At 72.7% G+C, this 9,525-nt stretch carries 8 protein-coding genes; 5 read left to right on the top strand and 3 right to left on the bottom strand.

Features of this window, described 5'->3' with window-relative positions; translation table 11 throughout:
• Positions 1-147: 147 nt before the first annotated feature.
• On the bottom strand, positions 148-735 hold the full coding sequence (locus ACFV0O_RS40905; protein ID WP_380349983.1) for an NUDIX hydrolase: 588 nt from the start codon (positions 733-735) through the stop codon (positions 148-150).
• Entirely contained in the window at positions 732-2,279 is a 1,548-nt protein-coding gene (locus ACFV0O_RS40900) for a zinc-dependent metalloprotease (protein WP_380349980.1), read from the bottom strand. Before ACFV0O_RS40900 ends, ACFV0O_RS40905 begins: the two co-directional genes overlap by 4 nt.
• A gap of 198 nt (positions 2,280-2,477) precedes the next feature.
• Between ACFV0O_RS40900 and ACFV0O_RS40895 the strand changes: the two genes are divergently transcribed.
• The 4 genes from ACFV0O_RS40895 to ACFV0O_RS40880 all read left to right on the top strand — a co-directional run bounded on the left by ACFV0O_RS40895 (position 2,478) and on the right by ACFV0O_RS40880 (position 5,734).
• On the top strand, positions 2,478-3,626 hold the full coding sequence (locus ACFV0O_RS40895) for an NAD-dependent epimerase/dehydratase family protein (protein ID WP_380349977.1): 1,149 nt from the start codon (positions 2,478-2,480) through the stop codon (positions 3,624-3,626).
• Positions 3,627-3,734: 108 nt separating this feature from the next.
• Positions 3,735-4,175, top strand: coding sequence for a molybdenum cofactor biosynthesis protein MoaE (locus ACFV0O_RS40890; protein ID WP_360259515.1), 441 nt, complete (start codon positions 3,735-3,737; stop codon positions 4,173-4,175).
• Between the two features lie 212 nt (positions 4,176-4,387).
• Positions 4,388-4,579, top strand: coding sequence for a hypothetical protein (locus tag ACFV0O_RS40885; RefSeq protein WP_360259512.1), 192 nt, complete (start codon positions 4,388-4,390; stop codon positions 4,577-4,579).
• Positions 4,580-4,621: 42 nt separating this feature from the next.
• Positions 4,622-5,734, top strand: coding sequence for a PDZ domain-containing protein (locus ACFV0O_RS40880; protein WP_380349973.1), 1,113 nt, complete (start codon positions 4,622-4,624; stop codon positions 5,732-5,734).
• 29 nt (positions 5,735-5,763) lie between these two features.
• Here the strand turns inward: ACFV0O_RS40880 and ACFV0O_RS40875 are convergent, their stop codons facing one another.
• On the bottom strand, positions 5,764-6,336 hold the full coding sequence (locus ACFV0O_RS40875; protein WP_380349970.1) for a PPA1309 family protein: 573 nt from the start codon (positions 6,334-6,336) through the stop codon (positions 5,764-5,766).
• A gap of 179 nt (positions 6,337-6,515) precedes the next feature.
• Here ACFV0O_RS40875 and ACFV0O_RS40870 point away from each other — a divergent pair, with 179 nt between their 5' ends.
• Positions 6,516-9,512, top strand: coding sequence for a UPF0182 family protein (locus ACFV0O_RS40870; protein WP_380349967.1), 2,997 nt, complete (start codon positions 6,516-6,518; stop codon positions 9,510-9,512).
• The last annotated feature ends 13 nt before the right edge of the window (positions 9,513-9,525 follow it).

Below are 9,525 nucleotides of genomic sequence, written 5' to 3'. Positions count from 1 at the left end.
TAAACCCAAGTGCTCCCCTCGTGGGGGGCGCCCTGTTGGTGGGGGGCGGCCGGGGGGGGGGCGTGGCGGCGGGGGGGGTCCCCGCGTCTCGACGAGAGTCGGGGGGGCGGGATGCTCCGGCCCCCCCCCCCCTTCTCGTGTCACACCTCAGCCGGTCAGCTGCCGCGCCCGGGCCACCAGGTCGCGCACCGAGTGGTCGGTGAGCTCCGGCAGCCGCTCGTAGTCGAACCAGCGCAGGTCCAGCGACTCCTCGCTGATCAGCGCCTGCGCACCGGTCGGGGCCACCGCGATGTACTGGACGTCCAGGTGGGTGTTCTCCGGCCGGTCCTTGCCGGTGCAGCGGACCTGGTGGCGGTCCAGCTTGGCCGGGACCGGGACGCCGTCCGCCTCCAGCAGGACCAGGTCGGGGATGCCGGACTCCTCGACGGCCTCGCGCAGCGCGGCCGAGGCGAGGTCGCGGTCGCCGGGCTCGCAGTGCCCGCCCATCTGCAGCCACATGCCGACCTTGGGGTGCAGGGTGAGCAGCACCCGCCCGGCCACCGGGTCGACGACCGCCGCGCTCGCGGTGATGTGCGCGGGCAGGCAGGAGCGGAACATGCCCCCGGGCTGCTCGGCCAGGTGCTCCAGGTAGTCGAGCCGCAGCCGTTCCTGGTCCTCGTCGGCCGGGCGCCACCCGGACAGCGTGCGGACGGCGTCCGCGTGCAGGGTGGACGCGGACGCGTCGGTGTCCGTCATGCGGTGGGCTCGCCCTTCCCGTCGGTGCCGTCGGCCTTCGGCCCGTCGCCGCCCTTGCCGGGGCCGTCCTCGCCGGAGTCGCCCTTGGTGAGGTCGGGCTTTCCGGCCGCGGCCTCGCCGAGCAGCTTGTCGAGCGCGTCGAAGTCGATCCCGCCCTCCAGGTCGTCCCCGCCGCCCCGGTGCACGAAGGCGTCCGGGTCGTCGAGGTCGGCGGCCGTGGGCAGCATGTCCGGGTGTCCCCAGAGTGCGTCGCGGCCCTCGACGCCGCGGGCGTCGGCGAGCAGCGCCCACAGCCGGGAGGCGTCGCGCAGGCGGCGCGGGCGGAGCTCCAGGCCGACCAGGGTGGCGAAGGTCTGCTCGGCGGGCCCGCCGGCCGCGCGGCGGCGGCGGACGGTCTCGCGCAGCGCGCCGGCCTGCGGCAGGTGCGGTTCGGCGGCGGCGTGCACGACGGCGTCGACCCAGCCCTCGACCAGCGCGAGCGCGGTCTCCAGGCGGGCGAGCGCGGCCTTCTGCTCGGGGGTGTCCTCGGGCTGGAGCAGACCGCCGGCCAGCGCCTCCTGGAGCGCCTCCGGGTTGCTCGGGTCGAGCCGGCCGACGAGCTCCTCCATGCGGGAGGTGTCGACCTTGATGCCGCGCGCGTAGGCCTCGACGGCGCCCAGCAGGTGGGCGCGCAGCCACGGCACGTGGGCGAAGAGCCGCTGGTGGGCGGCCTCGCGCAGGGCGAGGTAGAGGCGGACCTCGTCGGCGGGCACGCTCAGGCCCTCGCCGAACTCGGCGACGTTCTGCGGCAGCAGCGCGGCCTTGCCGGCCGGGGCGAGCGGCAGGCCGACGTCGGCGGAGCCGACCACCTCGGCGGCGAGGGCGCCGAGCGCCTGGCCGATCTGGGTGCCGAACATGGCGCCGCCCATGGAGCGCATCATGCCCATCAGCGGGCCGGCCATGGCCTGCATCTCCTCGGGCAGGATGCCGCCCATGGCGTTGCCGACGCGCTCGGCGACCGGGTCGACCAGGTCCTTCCAGACCGGGAGGGTGGCCTCGATCCACTCGGCGCGGCTCCAGGCGACGGCGGTGCCGGCGCCGGAGGGGAACTCGGTGACGCCGTCGAGCCACAGGTCGGCCAGGCGGACGGCCTCGGCCACGGCGGAGCGCTCGGCGGCGCTGACCGAGCGGTCCTTGCTCTTGCCCTCGGCGGGCTCGGCGACGACGCTCTGGCGGGCGATGTTCTGCGCGAGGTCCCAGTTCACCGGGCCGCCCTCGAACGAGAGCATCTGCCCGAGCTGCTGGAAGGCGGCGCCGAGGTCGCCGGGGTTCATGCCGCCGAACATCGCGGCGAAGGGGTTGTCGGCACCGGCGCCGCCGGGGCCGCCCGGGGCGCCGGGCATGCCGAACATCGCACCGAAGGGGTTGCCGCCCCCGAAGCCGAAGGGGTGCGGGTCGCCGGAGGCGGGGTCCTGGTCCTTCTTCTTCTGCGCGTCGTCGGGCTTGGCCTTGCCGTCCTCGGGCTCCTCGGGCGGAACGCCGAATCCGAAGGGAAGGTCGCTCACGGGGTCCTCGATCCGGTCGGCCGTCATGCGGGTGTGGCGGGGAAGTCTGCGCCCGGGGCGGTGGCGGAGCGGGGAACTCGGGGACGGCTCCCGCGCGGCAGGCCCGCGCCGGGTGCACCGCCGGGCCTTCGCCTCGGGCAGGATGGACGTACGTGACACACGTCCGTACGCACATAAGCTAACCGTGGAGGATGGCCGGTGAGTTCCCCGCCCTCGGACGTTCGCTCTGGGCTGACCGGAGGAGAGGACGCGTCGGACACCACGGCGTCGCCGCCTCCAGCCTACGGCGGGCGGCCGCTGACCGTGGCGGTGACGGGTGCCGCGGGTGTCCTGGGGGAGCGGGTCGCGACGCGATTGGTCTCCTCCCCCCACGTACGCCGGGTCCTGGCGGTCGACGACCGGCGCGGGGAGGCCCCCGGTGTGCAGTGGCGGGTGCTGGACGTGCGGGACCCGGCGGTGGCCGAGCGGCTGGCCGGGGTCGACGTGGTGGTGCACCTGGCGATGGACTTCGGCATGGAGTCCGACCCGCGCGCCCGCAGCGCCTACAACGTGCGCGGCGCCCAGACGGTGCTGACCGCGGCCGCGGCCGCCGGCGTGCACCGGGTGGTGCTGTGCACCTCGGCGATGGTCTACGGCGCGCTGGCCGACAACGAGGTGCCGCTGGCCGAGGACTCCGAGCTGCGGGCGACCGAGGAGGCCTCGCTGGTCGGTGACCTGCTGGAGATCGAGCGGCTGGCCCGCCGCGCGCCGCGCGCCCACCCCGGGCTGCAGGTGACGGTCCTGCGTCCGGCCGTGGTGGTGGGCCCCGGCGTGGACACCGTGCTGACCCGGCACTTCGAGGCGCCCCGGCTGCTGGTGGTGGCCGGCTCCCGCCCGTGCTGGCAGTTCTGTCACGTGGACGACCTGGCGGCGGCGCTGGAGTACGCGGCGCTGGGCCTGGTCGAGGGCGAGGTGACGGTCGGCTGCGACGGCTGGCTGGAGCAGGAGGACGTGGAGCGGCTGTCGGGGATCCGGCGGATGGAGTTGCCGGCCGCGCTGGCGCTCGGGACGGCGGCGCGGCTGCACCGGCTGGGCCTGACCCCGGCGCCGGCCGGGGACCTGGCGTACACGATGTACCCGTGGGTGGTGTCGGGCAGCCGGCTGCACGAGGCGGGCTGGCGTCCGGTGCACACCAACGAGCAGGTGCTGGCCGAGCTGCTGACCCAGGTGTCCGGCAAGCACGCGGTGGCCGGGCGCCGGCTGGGCGGGAAGGAAGCCGCGACCAGCCTGGGCGCGGCCGGGGCGACGGTGGCGCTGGTCGGTACGGCGGCGCTGGTGCGCCGGGCCCGCAAGCGGCGCCGGTTCTGAGGCGGTACCGGTCGGCCGACCGGCACCGTTTCTCACGATGCGAAATTTCCACATCGTGATGCGGAAGACACTTGCCTCCGGCCGGGCCGGATGGGGAATCATGGGGTCATGTCAGAGAACCACGACCCCATCCGCCTGCTCGCCGTGCGCGACACCCCGCTCTCGCTGGACGAGGTGTACGAGGCGGTCGGCGACGACGCGGCCGGCGGCACCACCGTCTTCGTCGGGACGGTCCGTGACCACGACGGCGGCAAGTCGGTCGCCGCGCTGGAGTACAGCTGCCACCCCACCGCCGAGGCGGAGATGCGCCGGATCGCCGAGAAGGTCGTCGCGGACTTCCCGGTCCGGGCGCTGGCGGCGGTCCACCGGATCGGCCGGCTGTCGATCACGGACAAGGCCGTGATCGTCGCCGTCTCCTGCGCCCACCGCGGCGAGGCCTTCGCGGCCGCCCGCCGGCTGATCGACGACCTCAAGCACGAGGTGCCGATCTGGAAGCACCAGGTCTTCGCCGACGGCGAGGAGGAGTGGGTCGGCGCCGGCGGCTGCTGACGACCGGCCTTCGCACCCTGCAACCGCCCGCACGTCCCGCACGTCTGTCGGGTCAGGCGCGCCGGGGTCTCACTCGAACGGGTTCGCGGCGCTGCCCCGAATACTCCCTGGAAGTGAGCCGATCGGCCGTTCCGTAACCCGGACGGCGCCGGCCGCGTTGTCCGCCGGAGTGGTTAATCTGCTCATAGACACGACGAGCTGGGAGTACTGACATGGGTGCGCTCGCCTGGCTGATCATTCCGGTTGTCGCCGCCCTGGTCGCGGCCCTCTGGGCGGGCTGGGCCCAACGGGCCCCGCGGGCCACCGGGGACCCGGCCTCGCTCGCCGAGCACCAGCGCTTCATGGCCGCGATGGAACGCACCACCGCCGGCGCGGCGGCCCCCGGCGAGGGATCCGGCCGGTAGCCCGCCGGGCGGCGCGTCACCCGCGTCCCGTACTGTCGAGGCATGCCACGCCGCTCCGCGACGATGCTCGCTGCCACCCTGCTGCTCATAGCGCTGCTCTGCGTCTCGGTGCTGATGAAGGTGCCGTACACGGAGATGAGCCCGGGGCCGACGTACAACACGCTCGGCAACCAGGGCGGCAAGCCGGTGATCAGCATCTCCGGGCGCGACTCGTACCCGACGACCGGGCACCTCAACATGACGACCGTCCAGGTCACCGGGGCCAAGTACGAGCCCAGCCTGGTCAACGCGGTGGTCGGCTGGCTGCGCGACGACGTGCTGGTGGTCCCGCACGACAACGTCTACCCCAAGGGGCAGTCGGACGCGGACGCCAAGAAGCAGAACGCCGAGGAGTTCGCCTCCTCCGAGGACAGCGCCCGCACCGCGGCGCTCAAGCAGCTGGGCGTCCCGGTCGGCAGCGAGCTGATCGTCAAGTCGGTCACCGCCGGAGCGCCGGCCGAGGGCAAGCTGCACGCGGGCGACCAGATCGTCGCCGTCGACGGCGCCCCGGTGACCACGGTCGACCAGGTGGTCGCGGCGGTCACCCGGCACAAGCCCGGCGAGCCGGTGGTCTTCACCGTCGTCCCGAGGGTCAAGGACGCGGCCGGCAACGGCGCCGCCGACCCGGGCGCCAGGACGGACGTGCCGGTCCCGACCGTCCGGGCGAAGGACCTCGACCCGAAGGCCCCGGCCGAGCGCGCCGAACTCGCGGTGGTCGGCATCGGCACCGGGATCCGGCACACCTACCCGTTCCAGATCGACATCGGCCTGCAGGACGTCGGCGGCCCCAGCGCCGGCCTGATGTTCTCGCTCGGCATCATCGACAAGCTCACCCCCGGCGGCGACCTCACCGGCGGGAAGTTCGTCGCGGGCACCGGCACCATCGACGACGACGGCAAGGTCGGCCCGATCGGCGGGATATCGATGAAGCTGATCGCCGCCCGGGACGCCGGGGCCGAGTACTTCTTCACCCCGTCCTCGAACTGCGCCGAGGCCACCAAGAACATCCCGTCCGGGCTGACCCTGATCAAGACGGACACGCTGGACGGAGCGCTGAAGTCGCTGGAGCAGATCCGCTCCGGGCAGACCTCCGCGCTGCCGTCCTGCGCCAAGTAGCCCGCGGGCCGGGGCCCGCGCGGGCCCGCCTACGAGAAGGTCGCGAGCAGCGCCTCGGTCAGGCCGGGCACCAGGTCAGGGCCGGTCAGCACCTCGCGGGCGACGTCCTTGGATCGCAGCCGCAGGGCGATCTCCTTCCGGCCGTCGCGCAGCACCGCGGCGGTGATCCGCACCTCCTCGCGCTTGGGGTGGTTGGCCACCCACTCGGCGAGCTGGGCGTCGCTGGCACCCCGCGGGCGGGACTGCTCTGCGCCCGGGGGCAGCATCAGGCGCTCGACGACCAGGGCGCAGCCGGCCACCGCGTCGGGCCAGGCGATGGTGCCGAGGAACTTGTCGAGCTCCATGCCGGCCGGCAGCTCGTCCTGCTCGACCGGGGTCAGGCCGGGCTCGTCGCTGTCGGCCAGGCCGAGCTGCTTGGCGATCCGGGGATCGGCCTTGCGCAGGGCGGCGCTGTCCACCAGGGCGAACAGCCGGGCCGGGAGGTCCCAGCCGAGGGTCGAGGCGTACTCGTCGATCTCCAGGGCGGCCCGGGTCAGCGGGGAGGCGGCCGGGAGCTTGGAGACGTCGTCGGGGGAGTTGTTCAGATCAGGCGCGTCGGACATGCCTCAATCCTCACACGCCGGGCGGGGCGTGCTCGCCGGACGGGCGGGCCGGACGGCCGGGGGCGGGGCGTGGTCGTAACCGTCTGCTAACGGTGGGAACTCGGCCGAAGCCTGGTTTAGTTGCTCTGACGACCGACCTATCCAGACGACACAGCTGAGGTGCCACCGTGGTATTCCAGATGCCGGAACGCTCAGGGCCGGGTTTCCGGCGAAGGGTGGGCCCGCCCTCGCGGCGGGCGCGGGTGGCCCTGCTGACCCTGGGCGTGCTCGCGGTGCTGTTCCTGCTGTTCGTCATGTTCGCGGGCTTCTGGACGGACTGGCTGTGGTTCAGGTCGGTCCACTACTCCTCGGTGTTCACCACCCAGTTGTGGACCAAGATCGGGCTGTTCGCGGTCTTCGGCCTGCTGATGGCGGCCACCGTCGGCTTCAACATCTGGCTGGCGCACCGGCTGCGGCCGCCGCTGTCGGCGATGTCGGTGGAGCAGCAGAGCCTGGACCGCTACCGGGCCGGCCTGGCGCCGTTCAAGCGCTGGGCGCTGATCGGCGTCTCGCTGGTGATCGGCCTGGTGGCGGGCGCCGCCGCGTCCGGCCAGTGGCGGACCTGGCTGATGTGGACCAACTCGACGTCCTTCGGGGAGAAGGACGCCCAGTTCGGGATGGACGTCTCCTTCTACGCGTTCGACCTGCCGTTCTACGAGTTCGTGCTGGGCTTCGCGTTCAGTGCGGTGATCGTCTCGCTGCTGACCGCGGCGCTGGTGCACTACCTCTACGGGGGACTGCGGCTGCAGGGCCCGGGCCGGCGGGCCAGCGCGGGCGCGCAGGGGCACCTGGCGGTGCTGCTGGGCGTGTTCGTGCTGCTGAAGGCCGTCGCCTACTGGCTGGACCGGTACGCGCTGGCGGTCAAGACCGGTGCGTACAAGGGCGTCTCGGGCTGGACGGGCCTGCGCTACGTGGACGCCAACGCGTTCCTGCCGGCCAAGACCATCCTGTTCTTCGTCGCGATCATCTGCGCGGTGCTGTTCTTCCTCACCCCGATCCGCCGCACCTGGGCGCCGGCCCTGATCGGGCTCGGCCTGATGGTGCTGTCGGCGGTGCTGATCGGCGGCCTGTACCCGGCGATCGTGCAGCAGTTCCAGGTCAAGCCGAACGAGCAGGCCAAGGAGACGCCGTACATCCAGAAGAACATCGACGCGACGCGGCAGGCGTACGGGATCGCCGACGCGCAGACCACGCCGTACAGCCCGCAGGGGTCGACCAACGGTGACGCGCTCAAGCCGGACGCGCAGACCATCGCCGACGTGCGGCTGCTGGACCCGAACATCGTGTCGCAGACGTTCCAGTCGCTGGAGCAGCAGCGCAACTACTACGCCTTCCCGAGCACGCTGGACGTGGACCGCTACGGCAGCGGCGCGACCAAGCAGGACACCGTGATCGGCCTGCGCGAGCTGGACCTCAACGGCGTCCAGCGCAACTGGATCAACGACCACTTCAAGTACACCCACGGCTACGGCGCCGGGGTCGCCAAGGGCAACCAGGTCGACGACAAGGGCGGCCCGGTGTTCACCGAGTCCGGCCTGCCGGCCACCGGAGCGCTCGGCGACTACCAGCAGCGGATCTACTACGGCGAGAAGACGACGACGTACTCGATCGTCGGCGGCTCGAACAAGGAGATCGACTACACCGACACCAAGACCGGCCAGAACGTGGAGTACACGTACGGTGGTGACAGCGGTGTCTCGCTGGACAACCCGGTCACCCGGGCCGCGTACGCGGTGCGCTTCGCCGAGCCGCAGATCCTGTACGCGGGGGCGATCACCGACGGCGCCAAGGTGATCTACAACCGGACGCCGAAGGAGCGGGTGGAGAAGGTCGCCCCGTGGCTGTCGATCGACGCCGACCCGTACCCGGTGGTGCAGGACGGCCACGTGGTGTGGGTGGTGGACGGCTACACGACCTCGGACGGCTTCCCGTTCTCCTCGAAGACGACGCTGGGCACCGCCACCAAGGACTCGCTGACCAACCAGCGCGGTGAGCTGCTGACCGTCGCCAACCAGGTCAACTACATCCGCAACTCGGTCAAGGCCACGGTGGACGCCTACACCGGCGAGGTGAAGCTCTACCAGTGGGACGAGAAGGACCCGGTCCTGAAGACCTGGATGAAGGCCTTCCCGGGCACCGTCGAGCCCAAGGCGGACATCCCGCAGTCGCTGCTGCCGCACCTGCGCTACCCGCAGGACATGTTCAAGGTGCAGCGCGACCTCCTCGGCCAGTACCACGTGACCGACTCCAACTCCTTCTTCAACGGCAGTGACATCTGGCAGGTCCCGGTGGACCCGACCAGCGACACCAAGCAGGTCCAGCCGCCGTACTACGTGACGGTGCGGACGCCGGACGCCGCCAACGCGAGCTTCTCGCTGACCAGCACCTTCGTGCCCAACGGCCGCCCGAACCTGGCGGCGTTCATGGCCGTCAACGCGGACCCGGGAGACGACTACGGCAAGATCCGCGTCCTGAAGATGACGGGCGAGTCCGGCGCACCCGGCCCGGGCCTGGTGCAGTCGAAGTTCAACTCCCGCCAGGAGGTGGCCTCGCAGATCTACGCACTGAAGACCGGCGGTGACACCGAGCTGGAGTACGGCAACCTGCTGACCCTGCCGGTCGGCGGCGGACTGCTCAACGTCGAGCCGGTGTACGTGCGCGGTCGCGGCGCCAAGTACCCGACGCTGCAGAAGGTGCTGGCGGTCTACGGGGACGACAACGTGGCGTTCGAGGACACCCTGGAGGCCGCGCTGAAGAAGCTGTTCGCCGGGCAGGCCCCGCCGGCCACGCCGGTCGCGCCCTCCTCGCCGGGCAGCGGGTCGGCCCCGACGTCGCCGACCTCGCCGACGTCCCCGACCTCCCCGGGGACGACGCCCACCCCGACGCCCACCGCGCCGGCCCCGGGCGGGACGATCTCGCCGGAGCTGCAGAAGGCGCTGACGGACGCGGCCAAGGCCTACAACGACAGCCAGACCGCGTTCAAGAACGGCGACTGGGTGGCCTACGGCAATGCCCAGAAGGCGCTCGGCGACGCGCTGAAGGCGGCCGACGCGGCCCGCGGCGCCGGCCCGGCGCCGACCCCGGGCGGCACGCCCGCCCCTGGGGCCACCGGCGGGTCCCCGAGCCCCCAGCCGTAGGCCCGGGGCCCCC

Origin of the sequence: Kitasatospora sp. NPDC059577, from assembly GCF_042735475.1 — a bacterium.
Taxonomy (GTDB): domain Bacteria; phylum Actinomycetota; class Actinomycetes; order Streptomycetales; family Streptomycetaceae; genus Kitasatospora.
The sequence above is the reverse complement of the archived record's forward strand: the minus strand, read 5'-3'. Positions and strand labels throughout refer to the sequence as shown.